The following is a 17,363-nucleotide window of genomic DNA, read 5'->3' on the forward strand; positions in this document are numbered from 1 at the left end:
GGCTGTTCGGAAGTGAGGCGAGGGCCGTCGCGATCATTGCGGCTCGGCTGCGGCCTTTGCCTCTGACGCGTGTGCTCTGGATTTCTTCAGGCTCTTGATGATCATCGTGATCAGCGGCACCAGCACCAGCGGCAGCGCGCTGTTGAGGGGATGATGCACCATGCCGGTGAACTGCGACTGCAGCGCGCGGGCTTCGTTCTGCAGCGCTTCGACCGAAGAGCCATGGATCTCGGTGGCCAGCTCGAGCTCGCGGCCCGCAGGCGGTCGTCCGCCGATCACGAACAGGACGGCTGCAATCACGAAATTGACGACGCCGAGAATCGCCGCCGCGGAGATCGCGCTCCAGACCTGCACCAGCGCAAAATAGGCCGACAGCTCCAGCATCAGCAGGCCAAAGGCCGCGATCAGTGCGGCAAATGCCCGCATGCCGAGCCCGACCAGCATGTGCCGCATCCGGATTTCGGCGATGATGCGGTCGGTGCGCCAAAGCGCGCGTAGATGCTTGACGACGTTCTCGCTGTTCACATCAATGTCTCCTCAACATGTAGCCGATCGTGACGCCGAGCGCGAAGGCAGATGCCAGCGCGGCAATCGGCCGCTCGGCAACCAGCTTCTCGACATGCTCCTCTTCCTGGCTCAAGATTTCGCCGAGTTCGCCCAGGGCGACCTTGATCTGGCCAATCAGCGCTTCGGATTCGCTCTTCGCGGCGCCGAGCATGTCATCGGCGGATACATGCAGGAGCCGCCACGTCTCGCTTTTCAGCGCCTGCAGTTCATCACCCAAATCGCCCGATCCGATCATCGTGTCCGCTCAGTTTTCCGGTGAGGAAACCCTAGGCGAGGCGGCCGTAGCGTTACTTGATTTGAGTCAACCGCCGCTTTGTTGAACACGCACCCGATGCCTTGAGGCAGGTCAACATGGGCTCCAGGTCAGCGGCCTAGGAAGGGGGCACTGCACAGTTGAGGGAATAACCATCTTGGCGACCGCACCTCTGCTAACGGCGACGCCATCGGGCGATGTGCTCGAATTGCGTCCAACCGGCGCCTGGACGGCGGCGAATGCGGCAACGCTGGAGCAACTTTCCAGTGACGTTGCGCCACAGCTTGACCAAGCTGCCGCCGTCAAGCTCGACATGACCGGAGTACGCGAGCTCGACACGATCGGCGCGTGGCTATTGGAGAAGCTGTCGCGGCGGGCTACCTCTGCCGGTCACCGTGCCGATACCGTGGGCATTGCGGAGAATTATGCCGGCCTGATCGACGAGATCCGCCAGGTCAATCGCCGAACGCCTGCGCGGCCGCGAGCAGGAAATCCTGTTATCGCCAAGCTCGACGATATCGGCCGCGCCACGATCGGCGCCGGCGAGGACATCGCCGCGTTCCTGCAGATGCTGGGCGCGCTCTGCTTTGCCATTCTCGGCGTGCTGCGGCGGCCAGGATCGCTGCGGGTCACGTCGCTGACCTATCAGCTTTACCGCGTCGGCTGGCAGGCGATACCGATCATCGTGCTGATCACCTTCCTGATCGGCGCCATTATCGCGCAGCAGGGTATTTTTCATTTCCGCAAATTCGGTGCCGACTCTTACGTCGTCGACATGGTCGGCATCCTGGTGCTGCGCGAGCTTGGCGTCCTGATCGTCGCCATCATGGTTGCGGGGCGGTCGGGCAGTGCCTACACCGCCGAGCTCGGCTCGATGAAGATGCGCGAGGAGATCGACGCACTTTCGACCATGGGGCTGGACCCGATCGAGGTCTTGATGCTGCCGCGGATTCTGGCCCTGGTCTGTGCGCTGCCGATCCTGAGTTTTATCGGCTCGATGGCGGCGCTCTACGGCGGCGGGCTCGTCGCCTGGTTTTACGGCGGCATGGGACCGGCGATCTTCCTGGCGCGGCTGCATGAGGCTGTCTCAGTCACCCATTTCGAGGTCGGCATCATCAAGGCGCCATTCATGGCGCTGGTAATCGGCATCGTCGCCTGCAGCGAAGGCCTGCGCGTCAAGGGCAGTGCGGAGTCGCTCGGCAAGCAGACCACGACGTCGGTGGTCAAGTCGATCTTCCTGGTGATCGTGCTCGATGGGCTATTCGCGGTGTTCTTTGCGTCGATCGGGATGTAGCGATGCAGGAAGCGGCAGATCCCTTTGCTATCAGAGTGCACGATCTCGTTGTCGGCTTCCGCCGTCACACCGTGATCGACCACCTCGCGCTGGATGTGCGCCGCGGCGAAATCCTTGGCCTCGTCGGCGCTTCCGGCGGCGGCAAATCGGTGTTGATGCGGACCATCATCGGCCTGGTCCCGCGGCAGGGCGGCGAGATCGAGGTCATGGGTTTGGCGATCAATCACAACCGCACCACGCGGGGCGCGGCCGGGCGATGGGGCATCCTGTTTCAGCAGGGGGCGTTGTTCTCGTCGCTGACCGTGCGCCAGAACATCCAGTTTCCATTGCGCGAAAATCTCGACCTGTCGGAAACCCTGATGGACGAGATCGCTACCGCCAAGCTCGAAATGGTCGGGCTGACGGCGGAGGATGGTGACAAGTTTCCTGTCGAACTGTCAGGCGGCATGACCAAGCGTGTGGCGCTGGCGCGCGCGTTGGCACTCGATCCCGCGATCGTATTCCTGGACGAGCCGACCTCGGGACTTGATCCGATTGCCGCCGGCGACTTCGATGCGCTGATCAAGACATTGCAGAAGACGCTGGGTTTGACCGTGTTCATGGTCACCCACGATCTCGCCAGCCTCAATACCGTCTGCGACCGCGTCGCGGCGCTGACCGACGGCAAGATCGTCGCCCTTGGTCCCATGCATGAACTGCTTCGATCCCAGCATCCCTGGGTGCGGGCCTACTTTCACGGCAAGCGCTCCCAAATGCTGCAACCCAAAGCGAGCTAGCCAATGGAAACCCGCGCTCCCTTCGTCATTGTCGGCGCCTTTGTCCTCGCAGCCATCATGGCCGTGTTCGGCTTTGTCTACTGGCTGCAGAATACCGGCGGGCTTGGCCCGCGCGCCAGCTATCGCGTGCAGTTCGAGGGCTCGGTGCCCGGACTGCTCGTCGGCGCTGCCGTGCTGTTCAACGGCATTCGGGTCGGCGAGGTCACGGAGCTTGGCCTTACCCCCGGCAACCCGCGTGGGGTGAATGCGACCATCTCGGTTGCGTCGACCACGCCGGTGCGCGCCGACACCAAGGTCGGCCTGGAGTTCCAGGGCCTGACCGGCGTGCCGGTGATCGCACTCGAAGGCGGCACACAGGTGGCGCAGAGCGGGCAGGTGCCGACGCTCATCGCCGAGCCGGGTGCAGGGCAGGGTATGACACAGGCAGCGCGTGACGCCCTTCGCAAGGTGGATACGGTGCTGTCCGAGAATTCCGGCGCGCTCAAGGATACGATCACGAATTTCAAGGTGTTTTCGGAAGGCCTGGCGCGCAATACCGGTAAGCTCGACGGCATCGTTGCCGGCCTCGAACGCATGACAGGCGCCACGAGCCCGCCGCCGAAGATCACCTACGATCTCCGCGCGCTGCAAGATGCGGGTCCGGTAGGCAAGGTGATCAACGTGCAATGGGCCATTCCGGAACCGACGGCCATCGCGATGCTGGAGACGCAGCGCTTCCTGTTCTCGCCGGCGCAGGAACATCCAGGCTTTGCCGAGGCGATGTGGGCCGATGCGCTGCCGAAACTGATTCAGGCGCGGCTGGTCGAAAGTTTTGAGAACTACGACATCGCGCACGCGCCACTGCGCGCGGCCGATGTCGGGCAGGCCGAATTCCAGTTGCTGATCGACGTCAGGCGATTCCGGATCACCACCGAACCCGCTCCGGCGGCCGAAATCGCGCTGTCGGCCAGGATTGTCGACAAAAACGGCAAGGTCATCGCTTCACGACTGTTCGAAGAGCGCCAGAAATTCACGACCATCGCGCCGACCGATGCCGTCGCCGCATTTGGCGATGCGTTCGGCAGAATCGCAAAGAGCATGATCGCCTGGACGGTGCAGGCTTCCTAGATTGTCAGAGCTCGCGTATCGATCGAAGGGCGAGGGGATAGCCGCGCCCTTGGCCCATCCGCTTATTCGAGCGTCTTGAGATAGGCCAGCAGATCGCCGATCTGGTCCGGCTCGAGCCGGAACTCCGGCATGGTCGGATGGCCGGTCGAAATTCCCTCGGCCAGCGCCTCTCCCAGCGTTTCGATCGGATAGCGCTTGTGCAGCGTGCGGAACGGCGGCGCGATCTTGAGCGGGCTCGGCGTAACCTTGTCGATCGAATGGCACTTCGCGCAATTGTTCAAGGCAAAGGTCCTGCCGCGCTGCTCCTGCGGCGAAGCCGCCATGGCCGGCGTCAGAGAGATGAACGTAAACGCCAGCGGAATCAGAATTCGTCCGATCATTGCAGCTTCAGCTCCGAGGAAAAGCGCGTATTCCAGCCCAGAGCCCACTGTGGTGGTTTTACCGCCGATCAACTTGATCTGGATCAACCGGCCAGCGGTGGATTCGCTCAATGAATTATATCTACTGGTCGTCGGGCACCCGCCGTAGTCGCGCGCGACATGGCGTCCATCCGGCGCTCGAACGGGCAGCGGTAATGATACGAACCATTTCTCCAAATCGGGCAAGTTTCGGCCGCTGCTCGGCTTGTACCGTCCGCTCACTCAGCATCTGCGGCGTACTCGACCAGACCGATCTTGCCCAGTTCGAGCGAATCGCCCGCCATCTTCATCTTGCGCCCAACGAAGCGCTGTTCATGGCGGGCGAGCTCGCGCATTCGGTCCACAGTCTGACCTCAGGCGTCGCGCGGCTGTATAAATTGTTGCCGGATGGGCGGCGTCAGGTGATCGGCTTTGCACTGCCGGGTGACTTTCTCGGCACCGCGCCGTCTGATCGTTACACGTTCTCGGCGGATGCGATCGATGCCGTGACGGCGTGCCGCCTTCCCAAAGAAGCATTCTCGCATTTCATTGAACAGCGGCCGCATTTTCTGCTTCGGATCAATGAGTTCTCGGCGCGCGAACTCATGTTGGCCCAGGAGCAGATGTTGCTGCTGGGGCGGCGCACGGCGGAAGAGAAGGTGGCCTCCTTCCTGGTCGGATGGCGCGAACGCCTGGCCCAGATCGGCGACGTCAGGCAAACCATCGCGCTGCCGATGAGCCGGCAGGACATCGCTGATTACCTCGGGCTGACGATCGAAACCGTAAGCCGCACGCTCACCCGATTCGAGCGCGAGAAGATGCTCATCATCGTCACGGGCGGTGTCCGTCTGTTGGACGCGGACCGCGCCGCCGCCATGGCCGCGGCCTAGAACACCGGTGGGAGCCGACGTCGCATTTGATGCAGGTCAAAGCCCCGGTTCCGGCTCGCAGGCATGTTTTCTCCGTCATTGGAGGAGGTCAGCCGTATGCCTATCGACTCGTTACTCGTGACCATCTGCATCGTCGCAATGTTCGCGATCTTTGCTGCCGTGCTGTACTGGGGCGACTTGCAGACACGGCCGAAGCAGCTGGCCGATTCTTCCACGGCCAAGCGCCGCGCATTCTGATCGCGCCGCGGCGACGGTCGCCTGCCCCAGCGGCCAGAGCAGATCGGTCGTCAATCGCTGTGGACGCTCGACAAGCAGAGATCTGCTCGGCGGATCTACAATGATCCCTATCTCACTTGATTCATGTCAACACATCGGACGCCGGACTACGCTTTTCGTTCGCGTGGTCTCGTGAGGTATCGTTGTGACGATCATGCCCGCAAATGCCGGAAGGTTGGTTGCCGCTGTTGGTCGCCGAATGCAGGCGATCACGGCCAGGCTCGCGTATCCGACCGATAGGAAAGCATGCACCAAAGCGCGCGATCGTTCGCATCCGGAATTTTACGGGCCATCGGCCAGGCGCGATGGCGTGAGTGCCGTGACAGAGCTCGATGACGACCGAGAACATGGCAAGGCTGCTGAGCCCTGCCTGCCGATCGGCCCATGCTGTTGCTGAATTCGTTCGGTTCCAACTCCCATTCGCACTGACCTGAGCAAAGCGGAAGGAAATTGACTTCGATCAATTCCCGTATCGCGAAGCTGTGATCAGTGAAGCTGGTATTCGCAGAAGAGACTCACACCGATGATCCAATCTCCAACCGCAAAATCGATGACACACGGCGAAGCCGGTCTGGTGCTGGTCTTTTCGCTGTCCGCGTTCCTGTGCCTGCTCGCCGTGGCGAAGGCGCTTGATCCGGCTTATGCCTTCCATGCGGCGCTCTCGGCCGCCGCCAGCCTCGCGGCGGTGATCGCCATCGGCAACCGGTATTTCGCGCGTCCGGCAGCCCTGCCGCCGCAGGAGATCAACGGCCGGCCCAACTACAATATGGGTCCGATCAAGTTTTCGGCCGTGATGTCGGTATTCTGGGGCATCGCGGGATTTGCAGTCGGGCTGTTGATCGCTTCGCAGCTCGCATGGCCGTCGCTCAACCTCGATCTGCCATGGACCAGCTTTGGCCGCCTGCGGCCGCTGCACACGTCGGCCGTAATCTTCGCCTTCGGCGGCAACGTTCTGATCGCAAGCTCGTTCTATGTCGTGCAGAAGACCTGCCGCACGCGGCTGGCGGGCGATCTGGCGCCCTGGTTCGTCGTCGTCGGCTATAACTTCTTCATCCTGGTCGCGGGCACCGGCTATCTGCTCGGTGTCACCCAGTCCAAGGAATATGCAGAACCCGAATGGTACGCGGACCTCTGGCTGACGATCGTCTGGGTGGTCTATCTGCTGGTCTTCCTGATGACCGTCGTCAAGCGGAAAGAGCCGCATATCTTCGTCGCCAACTGGTTCTATTTCGCCTTCATCATCACCATTGCGGTGCTGCATCTCGGCAACAATCCCGCGCTACCGGTCTCGGTGTTCGGCTCGAAATCCTACATTGCCTGGGGCGGTGTGCAGGACGCGATGTTCCAGTGGTGGTACGGCCATAACGCGGTCGGCTTCTTCCTGACCGCCGGCTTCCTTGCCATCATGTATTACTTCATCCCGAAGCGCGCCGAGCGACCGGTTTATTCCTATCGGCTATCGATCATCCATTTCTGGTCGCTGATCTTCCTCTACATCTGGGCCGGCCCGCACCATTTGCACTACACGGCATTGCCGGACTGGGCGCAGACGCTCGGCATGACGTTCTCTATCATGCTGTGGATGCCGTCCTGGGGGGGCATGATCAACGGCCTGATGACGCTGTCGGGTGCCTGGGACAAGCTCCGCACTGATCCCGTGCTGCGCATGCTCGTGGTGTCGGTCGCATTCTACGGCATGTCAACCTTCGAAGGGCCGATGATGTCGATCAAGGTTGTCAATTCGCTCAGCCACTACACCGACTGGACGATCGGCCACGTGCATTCGGGTGCGCTGGGCTGGGTCGGCTTCGTTTCATTCGGCGCGCTGTATTGCCTCGTTCCCTGGCTGTGGGATCGCAAGGGCCTCTACAGCCTGAAGCTCGTCAACTGGCACTTCTGGACCGCCACCATCGGCATCGTGCTCTACATCTCGGCGATGTGGGTGTCGGGAATCCTGCAGGGCCTGATGTGGCGCGCTTACACCTCGCTCGGCTTCCTCGAATATTCCTTCATCGAGACCGTGGAAGCGATGCATCCCTTCTACATCATCCGCGCCGCCGGCGGAGCGCTGTTCCTGATCGGGTCGTTGATCATGGCCTATAATCTCTGGATGACGGTGCGGGTCGGCGAATCGGAAGTGCAGTCGCCCGTCGCTCTTCAGCCGGCGGAATGAGGAGCGATAGACATGTCATTCTGGTCACGACATCAAATCTTCGAAAAGAACTCGATCGTCCTCGTCGCGGGCATCCTCGCGGTGGTCGCGATCGGCGGCCTCGTTGAAATCACCCCGCTGTTCTATCTCAAGAGCACGATCGAAAAGGTCGACGGCGTCAGGCCGTACACGCCGCTCGAGCTCGCCGGGCGGAACGTCTATGTGCGCGAAGGATGCTATCTCTGTCACTCGCAGATGGTCCGGCCGCTGCGCGACGAGATCGAGCGTTACGGTCATTACTCGCTCGCGGCCGAGAGCATGTACGACCATCCGTTCCAGTGGGGGTCGAAACGCACCGGGCCCGATCTGGCGCGGGTCGGCGGCAAATATTCCGACGAATGGCACGTCACGCATCTGAATAATCCACGCGCGATCGTGCCGCAGTCGGTGATGCCCGGTTATTCCTTCCTGTCGCAGACGGAAGTCGATGAGGCCAGCGTCGCCAGCCACTTGCGCACCAACCGCGCCGTCGGCGTGCCCTATACCGACGAGCAGATCGCCAACGCCGCCGCCGATCTCAAGGCGCAGGCCGATCCCGATAACCCGGGCGTGGATGCGTTCACCAAGCGCTATCCGAAGGCGGTTGCCCGCAATTTCGACGGCAAGAGCGGCGCGCCGACCGAAATGGATGCGCTGGTGGCGTACCTGCAGATGCTCGGCACGCTGGTCGACTTCAAGCTTTACAACGAAAAAGCCAATCTTCGCTGAGGCAGAACGATGAAAGCAATTCTCACGGCCCACAACATTGCGTCGGACCTCGTCACGACGTTCTGGACGCCGATCTTCGTCGGCATCTTCATCGCAATTCTGACCTACGCCCTTTGGCCGCGCAACAAGGCTGTCTTCGACGAAGCGGCCAAAATGCCCTTGCGCGAGGAGTGATATAGCCATGACCGAACACGGCGATCTCGATCACGTCTCCGGAACAACCACCACCGGTCATCAGTGGGATGGCATCAAGGAGCTCAACACGCCGCTGCCGCGCTGGTGGCTGATCACCTTCTATCTGACCATCGTCTGGGCGGTCGGCTACTGGATTGTGTATCCGGCCTGGCCGCTGCTCTGGAGCCATACGACCGGCATCTGGAACTACTCGACCCGCGCCGAGGTTGCTACGGAGCTTGCCAATCTGGAGAAGATCCGCGGCGACAAAATGGTTGCGCTCGGCAACGCCTCGCTGGAGGAGATCGAGAAAAATCCAGCCCTGCTGGCGCTGGCCCGCGCCCGCGGCAAGACGGTGTTCGGCGACAACTGCGCGCCGTGCCACGGTAGCGGCGGGGCAGGGGCCAAAGGCTATCCCAACCTGAACGACGACGAATGGCTATGGGGCGGCAGCCTCGACCAGATCATGCAGACGATCCAGTTCGGCGCCCGCTCGGGCCATGCGAAAGCGCATGAGGGCGCCATGCTGGCCTTCGGCAAGGACGGCATCCTCAAAAAGGACGAGATCGTCACCGTCGCCAATTACGTCCGGTCGCTTTCGGGCCTGCCGACGGCCGCCGGCTATAACGCCGCCGCCGGGGCCAAAATCTTTGCCGACAATTGCACCTCGTGCCATGGCGACAATGGCAAGGGAAACCAGGAGCTCGGTGCCCCGAACCTGACCGACAAGATCTGGCTCTACGGGTCGGATGAGGCAACGCTGATCGAGACCATCAGCAACGGCCGCGCCGGCGTCATGCCGGCCTGGGTGGGGCGGCTCGACCCGTCCACGATCAAGGCGCTGACGGTCTATGTGCACTCGCTCGGCGGAGGCAATTAGCCGCCGGGCGATGCTGCGGCACCGCCTTCCTTGAGGTGGATCAAACGCGGTTGCGGGGCTGGGTCTACAGTGAACGCCTTACGAGATCGACCCAGCGATGAACAAGACCGTGAACCCGACCGAGCTTGAACTTGACGACAACGCGCCTCTTTATGCGGCGCGCAAGAAGGTCTATCCGCAAAGCGTCTCCGGAACCTTCCGCCGGACCAAATGGGGGCTGATGGCGTTCTGCCTCGGCGTCTATTACCTGCTGCCGTTCGTGCGCTGGAACCGCGGCTTGGGCGCGCCGGACCAGGCGGTGCTGGTCGATCTGCCGAACAGCCGCTTCTATTTCTTCTTCATCGAGCTGTGGCCGCAGGAGGTCTATTACTTCACCGGCCTATTGATCGTGGCCGCGCTGACGCTGTTCCTGATGAACGCCGTCGGCGGCCGCATCTGGTGCGGTTATCTCTGCCCGCAAACGGTCTGGACCGACTTGTTCTACGCCGTCGAGCGGCTGATCGAGGGCGACCGGCGCGAGCGCATGCGCAAGGACGCGGCCAAGGGCACCATGAAGCTCGAGCGCTTCGCCGAGATCCTGCTCAAGCATTCGATCTGGCTGATGATCGCCTGGTGGACCGGCGGCGCCTGGGTGCTCTATTTCAACGACGCGCCGACCCTGGTGAAGCAGCTCGTCACCTTCCAGGCGCCGGCCATCGCCTATATCTGGATTGGCATCCTGACAGCAACCACCTACATCTTCGCCGGCTGGATGCGCGAGCAGGTCTGCGTCTATATGTGCCCGTGGCCACGCATCCAGGCGGCGCTCACGGATGAATGGGCGCTCAACGTCACCTACAAATATGATCGCGGCGAATCGCGCACGTCGCTGAAGAAGGCGAACGAGCTGCGCGCGCTCGGCCAGTCGGTTGGCGATTGCATCGACTGCTACCAGTGTGTGGCGGTCTGTCCGACCGGCATCGACATCCGCAACGGTTCGCAGCTCGACTGCATCCAGTGCGGGCTCTGCATCGACGCCTGCGACACGGTCATGACCAAGATCGGCCGGCCGACCCGGCTGATCGGCTACGATAATGACATCAACATTCATCGTCGCCAGGAAGGCAAGCCGCCGATCTACCGCATCGTGCGACCCCGCACCATCACCTATGCTGCGTTGATCGCCGCCGTCGGCGCCATCATGCTCTATGCTATGCTGACGCGCACGCTGCTCGATGTCAACGTGCTGCACGACCGTAATCCGGTCGCGGTAAAGCTCTCCGATGGATCGATCCGCAACGCTTATACCGTGCGCCTATTGAACAAGCGCGGCTTCGACCGCGCCATTGCGATCGATGTCGACGGCCCGGTCAATGCGACGCTGCATGTCGTCGGGGCCGATTCGGTGACGCAGGACCGGCCGGTGATCATCCTGGCGCGCGACACGACGACCGAGCTGCGGATTCTGGTCACGGCCCCCGCGGAGAACAATCCCGCGAAATCCATTCCGATGAACTTCCGCGTCACCGACATCGGACTCGGCGAAGTTGCCACCGCCACCGATCATTTCGTGTCGCCATGAATTCCCTTATGAATTCCCCTGGGAGTATCCACATGAATCAGGCGCAGCCGTCACGACCCATCACCGGGCGCATGGTGTTCTTCATGATGGTGGCGTTTTTCGGCGTGGTGATCGGCGTCAATGTCATCATGATGCGGCTTGCGATCCAGACCTTGCCCGGCACCGAGGTGGACAGCGCCTACAGCGCCAGCCTTGCCTATCAAAAAGAGATCGCCACGGCGCAGGCCCAGAGCGCGCGTAACTGGAAGGTCGAGGCCCATGTCGAACGCAGCGGGGAGGGCGGCGCGACGCTGCAGGTCGAGGCGCGCGACAATCTGGGCCGACCCATGTCCGGCCTGAAATTCCAGGGCCGGTTCGAACGGCCGACCGACCGCCGCGCCGACCACGCAGTCTCACTCGCCGAAGTGGGGATCGGCATCTACCGCGGCAATGCAGAAGCCATCGCGCCGGGCCAATGGGACCTCGTGGTCGAAGGCGCGGCAGGCGGCCAGCGGCTGTTTCTGTCCAAGAACCGCGTGTTGTTGAACTAGGGCATGATCCGGAAAGTGGAAACCGGTTTTCCGAAAAGATCGTGCTTAGAAAAAGAGACTTGATCATGCAGGCGACGCGAGACTTTTCACATTACGTGCGGCACCTCGGATCAGGGCTGGCCCATATCGATCTGGCGGTGGAGGGCGTTAGTTGCGCCGGCTGCATGTCGAAGATCGAGCGCGGCCTCTCCGCGCTTCCGGACGTGACGCTGGCGCGCGTCAACCTGACCCACCGCCGCGTGGCGCTGGAATGGAGGGAGGGCGCGCTCGATCCTGCCCGGTTCATCGACCGCCTGGCTGAGCTCGGCTACAAGGCCTATCCGTTCGAGCCGGTGCGCGCCGAAGCGGTTGAGACGGCGCAAGCGAGCTTCCTGCTGCGCTGTCTTGGCGTCGCCGCCTTTGCCGCCATGAACATCATGATGCTGTCGATCCCGGTGTGGTCCGGCAATGTCACCGACATGATCCCGGAGCAGCGCGATTTCTTCCACTGGCTGTCGGCGCTGATCGCGCTGCCAGCGGCGGCCTATTCGGGACAGCCGTTCTTTCGGTCGGCGTGGAGCGCGTTGCGGGCCCGCCGCACCAACATGGATGTCCCGATCTCGATCGGCATCGTGCTGGCGCTGGCGATGTCGGTGATGGAGACGATTCATCACGCAGATCACGCCTATTTCGATGCCGCCGTGATGCTGCTCTCCTTCCTCTTGGCCGGCCGCTATCTCGACCAGAGCATGCGCCGCAAGACACGGGCGGTGGCTGGAAACCTGGCCGCGCTGAAGGGAGAAACCGCTACGAAATTCGTCGGTACTGACGAGATCAGCGTGGTGCCGATCGCCGCCGTGCATGCTGGCGATATCGTGCTGCTACGTCCGGGCGAGCGTTCTTCGGTCGACGGCGTCGTGATCGAGGGGCAATCCAAGATCGACCAGAGCCTGATCACCGGCGAGACCATGCCCGCCAAGGCGGCGCCGGGCACCGCCGTCTATGCCGGCACGCTCAACCTGTCCGGCGCCTTGCGGGTGCGGGTGTCGGCGGCGTCCGAAGGCACGCTGCTTGCGGAGATCAGCCGGCTGCTTGACAACGCCGTGCAGGCGCGCTCCCGTTACGTGCAGCTCGCCGATCGTGCGTCGCGGCTCTATGCGCCCGTCGTGCATGCGGCGGCGCTTTTGACCATGCTGGGCTGGGCCGCGTTCGGCGCCACCTGGCATGATGCCATCGTCACCGCGATCTCGGTTCTCATCATCACCTGTCCCTGCGCGCTCGGGCTGGCGATCCCGGCGGTGCAGACGGTGGTCTCGGGCGCCATGTTCCGCACCGGCGTGCTGCTCAATTCCGGCGATGCGATCGAACGCCTGGCGGGTGTCGATCACGTCGTGTTCGACAAGACGGGCACGCTGACGCTTCCCGAACTCGACGTTGCCAATCCCGTCGAAATTCCGCATGATGTCTTCGAGCTGGCCGGACGGCTCGCGCTTGCCAGCCATCACCCGGTCGCGGCCGCGGTGGCGCGGGCATCGGGCGCAAAGACGCCGCTCGCCGGGATCGAGGAGGTGGCGGGCCAGGGCGTGCGCGGCACCATCGACGGGCTCGAGGTACGGCTGGGCCGGCCGTCATTCTGCGGCGCGGACCAGATTGCCAATGAGATCCTGTGCAGGGATCCGGAGGCTTCCGTCGTCGCTTTCCGTCACGGCGAGGCGCGTCACGTCTTCGCCGTGCGGCAGCGCCTGCGGGCCGATGCGGCCAGCGCGATTGCGGCGTTGCTGAAGACCGGGATCCAGGTCGAGATCCTGTCCGGCGACCGTGAGCCTGCCGTACGCCAAGCGGCTGGACAGCTCGGCATTCACGAATGGCGCGCGGGCGTGACGCCGGCGGACAAGATCGCCCGCATCGAAGAATTAAAGCGGCAGGGCGCCAAGGTTCTGATGGTCGGCGACGGCATAAACGACGCGCCGGCGCTGGCGGCTGCGCATGTCTCGATGTCGCCGGTCAGCGCGACGCATTTGAGCCAGGCGACGGCCGATCTGGTCTTCCTCGGCGACCGCCTCGCGCCCGTCGTCGGCGCGATCGGCTTCGCGCGCAAGGCGCTGCGTCTGATGCGGCAGAATCTCTGGCTGGCCGCCGGCTACAACGCGCTTGCCGTCCCGGTCGCTATCGCCGGCCTTGCCACGCCGCTGGTCGCGGCCGCCGCGATGTCCGGCTCCTCGCTGCTGGTGATCCTAAACGCACTACGCGCCCATCGCGGCGCCAGGGAGTTTGGCTGATGGAAGTTTTGGTGTTTCTCGTGCCGCTCGCCCTGACGCTCGGCGCCCTCGGCCTGGCGGGCTTTCTCTGGTCGCTCAAGAACGGCCAGTATGACGATTTGGAAGGGGCAGGGTGGCGGGCGATTGCCGATGATGAGCCGGCTGTAGAACAGCCGGTGTATCGTCGACAGGAAGCGGACGCCGGACGGCCGCCTCGGTAGGTGGATGCGCGGCAATCGACAACCGAATGGGACCGACCCTTGGGAGCTATAGCAGGCCGCTGCGAAAGCTGCTGCAGGAAATCGTTGGTGTCCTTGGTCAAACCATTGCTCTGGGTCTGTTGACCCTGAATGCTGGCCTGTGACGGAGCAGATGGAGTTGAGGTCGCATAGGCCGCGGAATCAGCAAGGCGATCGAAATCCCCACCACAACCACCAGCACGATGATTGCCGCACTCATTGGAAAGACATTCGGCGCGCGATGCTCGTCCGCCGCAACCGGTGGCGAACTCGCTTCGGGCGGCGGCTGCGAGGAGGCGATGGCGTTGTCGATCTTCGAAGACGTCCAGCGCTTGGCGGCGAGGGCGTCTTCCTGATTGCGCTGGCGGTCCAAGCCGCGGCCCCGGTTGTCGTGCCCGGGGCCGCGAACCTACCTCCGCCTCTGGGGCTTTGGGGGCATCTGGAGGGTCGGAGGCCAGATGGGTAGCACCGTTAGTTCCTAACGAAAGTTTTAGGCCCGCCGGTTCCTATCGAAGTTGCGCTCATCGGAATTTGACTCCGATTAATCGTCTCACCCGCCATATGATGGCGCAGCCCAAATTTGTGTCTTCAGCAATCCAGAGGGTGAATTGAGTCGGGATGCCCCAGGGGTCCTCCACCTCCAGTGCCGCTCCCGTTGCGGATTGGTTACGAATAAGACAGGCGATGATGCGCCCGCTAAACTCGATACGTGCTGATCTCAAACTTCTTCATCCCAACTGCCACAGCAACATCTGGCAGTAACAAGACAGCGCGAGACCTGTTCCTATTCGGCTAGAAGGCGACGGATGCTCATGCGAGGTCAGTTGGGGCGAGGCGGCTCAGGTATCCGGCGGGAAGGAGTATCGAAGCGTCTGCCGGATGCCAGGTAGAGGGCGGCGCAGACGGCCAGTACAACCAAAACAGTTTGTACGCCCGATTGTGCGCACGAATCATTAAATTCATAATCAGTAATGATTTCAATAGGTTCTGGCGGAATGGGTATCCTGTCAACTCCGTTGAAATCTCAGTGAATTTAGCTTGGAGCCGTGATCAATCTACGGTCCCGACTACGGCGAGGTGACCGAGGAAATTTGCGCGGCCAATTTTTTCGAACCGGGATATAGGGCTCCACACGGCTGACGACCTGGGCAAGGTGGCGGCCTTCTGTCTCGCCTTCCGCAATCCCCAACGTTTCAAGCGGCAATTGGAGGACTTTCACCTCTTGCTGCAGTTCGGCGACAGCGTGCGTAAGCCGAAACGGCATCCGGTTTTTTACTTCGATACGAACTCTTGTTGTCAGGAAGGGTATTGTATTGAACCTGATCTGGTTATTCCGGAAGACCCGCTTTTCGCAGCCCATCAACCAGGTGCTCCATGTCTTCTGGGCGTTTGAGAACGGATACCCGCTTCTGGGTGCCGCTAATGCTGTATCTCGGATTCAGGCGCAGAACCTCAGTTCCTTCCGCATGGGCATCTTCCAATCGTCCCAGCTGAGCGTAAGTCGCGGCCAAGAAGGCATGGCCATACTGGTGATTGGGTGCTCGGCCGATCGCTTCACTTATCCAGTGTTGCGCATCGTGATACTCTCTGAGGTGATAATGGGCTACGCCCGCGATCAGCGGCGCAAAATGTGGATGGAATGGATCAAGGCGCATTTGCATTTTGGCGATCGCAATTGCCCTGGCCGGTTCTCCTACTGAGTAAAACACCTGCGCCAGGCGATAGTCAGCAAAAGTGGGGTTTAGCGCAATGGCTCTTTCGGCGGCGGCAAGAGCTGCGTCGAAGTCGCGCTTGCGGATTATGATGTATCCTAATTCCGCATAAGCTTCGGGTAGGCTCGGATTGAGCTCAATCGCCGTACGTGCCAATTTGATCGCTTGGTCAAGGGCAGTTGGGTTCAAATATTCGTCGTTCAGGGGATTGAGCCAAGCCACCCGATGAGTGCTGGCCAGCATCGTATAGCAACGAGCATACTTCGGATCGATGGATAGCGAATCCGCGAGATGCTGCCGCGCTTCCAATAGATCCTGCATCTGCCACGACGACTGGAACGAGACCCATGCAGCCGCGGCACGCATGAAATGATCGTAGGCCTGCCAGGTTGCAGGCGGCTTGAGCAAGGTGCGCTCGGCTTCCGCCCTGTTCACATGCGCGACAAGAATTGCTGCGATTGTTCGCGCGACGTCATCTTGAATAGCAAATACGTCTCTTAACTCCTGATCATAGCGCTCGGCCCAGCGGTGGACGCCAGTTGCAGCATCGGTCAACTGCGCGCTGATGCGGACCCGATCACCGCCCCGACGAACGCTGCCCTCCAAGGCGTACCGAACGCCGAGCTCTCGCCCCACTTGACGCAAATCAACCGCCTTGCCCTTGTATCGGAAACTCGAATTGCGGGCGATCACGAACAAGTCGGAAAAGCGGGACAATTCGGTGATAATGTCGTCCGAAATGCCTTCCGCAAAGTACTCCTGGTCGGGGTCGCCACTCATATTTTCAAAGGCTAGGACAGCTATCGATGGCTTGTCGGGAAGCGCAAGCGCCGGCCGCGCCGGGGCGTCGTCGAGCCTCACTTGATAGACCCGCACGGGCCGTGCAATGTTCTTGAGCTGTTGCTCGCCTATATCTTCAAATTCGATTTCAAGTTTATCCTGCGTATCTTCTCGCACGCGATGCGACACACAGATACCGCCAGGCTCGCAAAGTGCCTCGAGCCGAGCCGCAACGTTGACCCCATCCCCAAAAATATCGCCATCCTCGATGATAATGTCGCCGGCATTGATGCCAATGCGGAATTCGATCCTGTTGTCAGTTGGCACGTCGGCGTTTCGGGCTATCATGCCCCGCTGTATGGCAACGGCGCAACGCATCGCGTTGACCACGCTTGCAAACTCCACCAACATTCCGTCACCAGCACTTCTGATGATCCGCCCGCCGTGTTGTTCGATCTCGGGATAGAGGAGTGCGGACAGATGTTCGTTCAGCCGGGCGTGCGTACCCTCCTCATCAGCGCCCATAAGGCGGCTGTAGCCAGCCACATCGGCCACGAAAATAGCGCTCAGTCGTCGTTCAACACGCCCTGCGGCCATGACAGCTCGCCCCGATCCGCTCCGACCTTGGGGATCTGACTCTATTATCAGAAGCAGAGCGTGTCCATTGAGCGCCGAACATGGAACGGCTGCATTAGGTTCAGGGCGACGATTGGTTGTCGTTGCCTCGCAGTGACCGGCCGTCCCTCGTGTGTCCGCAATACCGGCCGAA

Annotated in this window: 19 protein-coding genes; 13 read left to right on the forward strand and 6 right to left on the reverse strand. The window is 61.8% G+C overall.

The window, feature by feature from the left end; all coding sequences use genetic code 11:
- Window positions 1-33 precede the first annotated feature (33 nt).
- Window positions 34-525 (reverse strand): phage holin family protein, encoded by a 492-nt coding sequence (locus RX331_RS19090; RefSeq protein WP_317251477.1) that lies wholly within the window; start codon window positions 523-525, stop codon window positions 34-36.
- 1 nt (window position 526) lies between these two features.
- Entirely contained in the window at window positions 527-802 is a 276-nt protein-coding gene (locus RX331_RS19095; RefSeq protein WP_317251478.1) for a hypothetical protein, read from the reverse strand.
- A gap of 175 nt (window positions 803-977) precedes the next feature.
- Between RX331_RS19095 and RX331_RS19100 the strand changes: the two genes are divergently transcribed.
- The 3 genes from RX331_RS19100 to RX331_RS19110 are packed head-to-tail and all read left to right on the forward strand — an operon-like array spanning window position 978 to window position 3,997.
- Entirely contained in the window at window positions 978-2,114 is a 1,137-nt protein-coding gene (locus RX331_RS19100; RefSeq protein WP_317251479.1) for an MlaE family lipid ABC transporter permease subunit, read from the forward strand.
- Between the two features lie 2 nt (window positions 2,115-2,116).
- A complete protein-coding gene (locus RX331_RS19105) occupies window positions 2,117-2,890 on the forward strand; it encodes an ABC transporter ATP-binding protein (RefSeq protein WP_317251480.1) in 774 nt (257 codons plus the stop codon).
- A 3-nt stretch (window positions 2,891-2,893) separates the two neighbouring features.
- On the forward strand, window positions 2,894-3,997 hold the full coding sequence (locus tag RX331_RS19110; RefSeq protein WP_317251481.1) for an ABC-type transport auxiliary lipoprotein family protein: 1,104 nt from the start codon (window positions 2,894-2,896) through the stop codon (window positions 3,995-3,997).
- A gap of 62 nt (window positions 3,998-4,059) precedes the next feature.
- On the opposite strand, the gene RX331_RS19115 is transcribed toward RX331_RS19110, so the two are convergent.
- Window positions 4,060-4,377 (reverse strand): c-type cytochrome, encoded by a 318-nt coding sequence (locus tag RX331_RS19115; RefSeq protein WP_410707859.1) that lies wholly within the window; start codon window positions 4,375-4,377, stop codon window positions 4,060-4,062.
- 194 nt (window positions 4,378-4,571) lie between these two features.
- Between RX331_RS19115 and RX331_RS19120 the strand changes: the two genes are divergently transcribed.
- The 10 genes from RX331_RS19120 (at window position 4,572) to ccoS (ending at window position 14,084) form a co-directional block, all read left to right on the forward strand.
- Entirely contained in the window at window positions 4,572-5,285 is a 714-nt protein-coding gene (locus RX331_RS19120) for a Crp/Fnr family transcriptional regulator (protein WP_317258177.1), read from the forward strand.
- A 96-nt stretch (window positions 5,286-5,381) separates the two neighbouring features.
- A complete protein-coding gene (locus RX331_RS19125; RefSeq protein WP_317251482.1) occupies window positions 5,382-5,522 on the forward strand; it encodes a hypothetical protein in 141 nt (46 codons plus the stop codon).
- A gap of 589 nt (window positions 5,523-6,111) precedes the next feature.
- Window positions 6,112-7,734 (forward strand): cytochrome-c oxidase, cbb3-type subunit I, encoded by a 1,623-nt coding sequence (ccoN, locus tag RX331_RS19130; protein ID WP_317258178.1) that lies wholly within the window; start codon window positions 6,112-6,114, stop codon window positions 7,732-7,734.
- A gap of 12 nt (window positions 7,735-7,746) precedes the next feature.
- A complete protein-coding gene (gene ccoO / locus RX331_RS19135) occupies window positions 7,747-8,481 on the forward strand; it encodes a cytochrome-c oxidase, cbb3-type subunit II (protein WP_317251483.1) in 735 nt (244 codons plus the stop codon).
- 9 nt (window positions 8,482-8,490) lie between these two features.
- Complete coding sequence (locus tag RX331_RS19140) at window positions 8,491-8,655, forward strand: cbb3-type cytochrome c oxidase subunit 3 (RefSeq protein WP_317251485.1); 165 nt, start codon at window positions 8,491-8,493, stop codon at window positions 8,653-8,655.
- A gap of 7 nt (window positions 8,656-8,662) precedes the next feature.
- A complete protein-coding gene (ccoP, locus tag RX331_RS19145) occupies window positions 8,663-9,535 on the forward strand; it encodes a cytochrome-c oxidase, cbb3-type subunit III (RefSeq protein ID WP_317251487.1) in 873 nt (290 codons plus the stop codon).
- A 97-nt stretch (window positions 9,536-9,632) separates the two neighbouring features.
- On the forward strand, window positions 9,633-11,096 hold the full coding sequence (gene ccoG / locus RX331_RS19150) for a cytochrome c oxidase accessory protein CcoG (protein WP_317251488.1): 1,464 nt from the start codon (window positions 9,633-9,635) through the stop codon (window positions 11,094-11,096).
- A gap of 83 nt (window positions 11,097-11,179) precedes the next feature.
- Complete coding sequence (locus RX331_RS19155; RefSeq protein ID WP_317258179.1) at window positions 11,180-11,626, forward strand: FixH family protein; 447 nt, start codon at window positions 11,180-11,182, stop codon at window positions 11,624-11,626.
- Between the two features lie 65 nt (window positions 11,627-11,691).
- The gene (locus RX331_RS19160; protein ID WP_317251489.1) at window positions 11,692-13,884 is read left to right on the forward strand and encodes a heavy metal translocating P-type ATPase; all 2,193 of its coding nucleotides are present in this window, start codon (window positions 11,692-11,694) and stop codon (window positions 13,882-13,884) included.
- Entirely contained in the window at window positions 13,884-14,084 is a 201-nt protein-coding gene (gene ccoS, locus RX331_RS19165; RefSeq protein ID WP_317251490.1) for a cbb3-type cytochrome oxidase assembly protein CcoS, read from the forward strand. The genes RX331_RS19160 and ccoS overlap by 1 nt, the downstream gene beginning before the upstream one ends.
- Before the next feature lie 97 nt (window positions 14,085-14,181).
- Here ccoS and RX331_RS19170 read toward each other — a convergent pair whose 3' ends face one another.
- The 3 genes from RX331_RS19170 to RX331_RS19175 all read right to left on the reverse strand — a co-directional run bounded on the left by RX331_RS19170 (window position 14,182) and on the right by RX331_RS19175 (window position 17,191).
- Window positions 14,182-14,475: a hypothetical protein gene (locus tag RX331_RS19170; RefSeq protein ID WP_317251491.1), complete on the reverse strand. Its 294-nt coding sequence runs from the start codon at window positions 14,473-14,475 to the stop codon at window positions 14,182-14,184.
- 148 nt (window positions 14,476-14,623) lie between these two features.
- A complete protein-coding gene (locus RX331_RS38835) occupies window positions 14,624-14,824 on the reverse strand; it encodes a PilZ domain-containing protein (protein ID WP_410707861.1) in 201 nt (66 codons plus the stop codon).
- A 606-nt stretch (window positions 14,825-15,430) separates the two neighbouring features.
- The gene (locus RX331_RS19175; protein WP_317251492.1) at window positions 15,431-17,191 is read right to left on the reverse strand and encodes an adenylate/guanylate cyclase domain-containing protein; all 1,761 of its coding nucleotides are present in this window, start codon (window positions 17,189-17,191) and stop codon (window positions 15,431-15,433) included.
- Window positions 17,192-17,363: the final 172 nt, after the last annotated feature.

The organism is Bradyrhizobium sp. BWA-3-5 (assembly GCF_032917985.1).
Lineage (GTDB): Bacteria > Pseudomonadota > Alphaproteobacteria > Rhizobiales > Xanthobacteraceae > Bradyrhizobium.

Excerpts from the sequence above, each read along its gene's own strand:
- RX331_RS19095 (WP_317251478.1), bottom strand. The coding sequence starts at position 802 with ATGATCGGATCGGGCGATTTGGGTGATGAACTGCAGGCGCTGAAAAGC.
- RX331_RS19105 (WP_317251480.1), top strand. The coding sequence starts at position 2,117 with ATGCAGGAAGCGGCAGATCCCTTTGCTATCAGAGTGCACGATCTCGTT.
- RX331_RS19110 (WP_317251481.1), top strand. The coding sequence starts at position 2,894 with ATGGAAACCCGCGCTCCCTTCGTCATTGTCGGCGCCTTTGTCCTCGCA.
- RX331_RS19115 (WP_410707859.1), bottom strand. The coding sequence starts at position 4,377 with ATGATCGGACGAATTCTGATTCCGCTGGCGTTTACGTTCATCTCTCTG.
- RX331_RS19120 (WP_317258177.1), top strand. The coding sequence starts at position 4,572 with ATGATACGAACCATTTCTCCAAATCGGGCAAGTTTCGGCCGCTGCTCG.
- RX331_RS19125 (WP_317251482.1), top strand. The coding sequence starts at position 5,382 with ATGCCTATCGACTCGTTACTCGTGACCATCTGCATCGTCGCAATGTTC.
- ccoN (WP_317258178.1), top strand. The coding sequence starts at position 6,112 with ATGACACACGGCGAAGCCGGTCTGGTGCTGGTCTTTTCGCTGTCCGCG.
- ccoO (WP_317251483.1), top strand. The coding sequence starts at position 7,747 with ATGTCATTCTGGTCACGACATCAAATCTTCGAAAAGAACTCGATCGTC.
- RX331_RS19140 (WP_317251485.1), top strand. The coding sequence starts at position 8,491 with ATGAAAGCAATTCTCACGGCCCACAACATTGCGTCGGACCTCGTCACG.
- ccoP (WP_317251487.1), top strand. The coding sequence starts at position 8,663 with ATGACCGAACACGGCGATCTCGATCACGTCTCCGGAACAACCACCACC.
- ccoG (WP_317251488.1), top strand. The coding sequence starts at position 9,633 with ATGAACAAGACCGTGAACCCGACCGAGCTTGAACTTGACGACAACGCG.
- RX331_RS19155 (WP_317258179.1), top strand. The coding sequence starts at position 11,180 with ATGATGGTGGCGTTTTTCGGCGTGGTGATCGGCGTCAATGTCATCATG.
- RX331_RS19160 (WP_317251489.1), top strand. The coding sequence starts at position 11,692 with ATGCAGGCGACGCGAGACTTTTCACATTACGTGCGGCACCTCGGATCA.
- ccoS (WP_317251490.1), top strand. The coding sequence starts at position 13,884 with ATGGAAGTTTTGGTGTTTCTCGTGCCGCTCGCCCTGACGCTCGGCGCC.
- RX331_RS19175 (WP_317251492.1), bottom strand. The coding sequence starts at position 17,191 with ATGGCCGCAGGGCGTGTTGAACGACGACTGAGCGCTATTTTCGTGGCC.